General features: G+C 46.6%; 1 protein-coding gene and 1 pseudogene. Both read right to left on the bottom strand.

From position 1 onward, the window contains the following. Nucleotides 1-83 precede the first annotated feature (83 nt). Nucleotides 84-671, bottom strand: a complete 588-nt coding sequence (locus tag MUW49_RS18215; protein ID WP_244813053.1) for a hypothetical protein — start codon at nt 669-671, stop codon at nt 84-86. Nucleotides 672-727: 56 nt separating this feature from the next. Then, nucleotides 728-845, bottom strand: a pseudogene (locus MUW49_RS18210) (ISAs1 family transposase); the annotation flags it as partial.

The raw sequence follows: 845 nt of genomic DNA, 5'->3' as shown, positions 1-845 counted from the left end.
GCGACCAAACCAAGGTGATCGAGGTTACGGATCGAGATAGCGGGTGCGGCCATGATGATCTACCTGCAAAAGAGAGTAATAGATCAGAACGGCCGATCGCCGTCAAGCACTGAAAATAGCAAAATCAGGTGCGGAATGACGGATAAATAGCTGCGCAGCAAGAAATAGTCCGCAATGAGAAGCTGATAAGCTATTTGAGGAGAATCAAATCCTGATGGAAACTGATTGTGATAGACATGATAAAGCAGATAGTTCTGTTGAATATGGGGGCGTTGCGTCAAAAATGGCACTACCTTCTGGTGCCAGCTTTTATGTATCAGCAGCAGCTTGTCCTCATTAAACTCCCCCTCTAACACCTGATTTATTTTATTCAGGCAACGGAGCATCACAGCCCTTCCACGACGTTGCTGGTTTTGTACTAACAAATGCGTCAGGGTACGCAAGGCCCACCACTGCACTTTACCAATAAAAGGAATTTGAGAAAACGCCGCGCTCAACTGGCCATCATTGATCATGGGAATTAATTGCTCGATAAATGCCTGGTTTGAGCCCTTGCTTTCATCCCTGTGCACCAACATACCGATCAGCCATAGTTTATCTTCTATCGTCATACCGTCGGCAAGCAGTAAATCGATACTCAATGAATGCAGTGTATCAATGGTGCTGGGCACGGGAGAGGGCCTGACCTGCCCCTTGAATCAGGGCGGGAGCACACTTTGTTGATATTTTAACCAAAGAATAACTGAGCCCGATAGTCGTCATTCCAGCCGGCTCTTTTTAGCTTGTTTCTCTGACTTCGAGCACCACAATTGCTCTGTTTTACGATATTCAATACGAACCGCCGG

Origin of the sequence: Aeromonas sp. LsrichE-8G (assembly GCF_022869435.1) — a bacterium.
Taxonomy (GTDB): domain Bacteria; phylum Pseudomonadota; class Gammaproteobacteria; order Enterobacterales; family Aeromonadaceae; genus Aeromonas; species Aeromonas caviae.
This window is presented reverse-complemented; position numbering and strand designations above follow the sequence as displayed.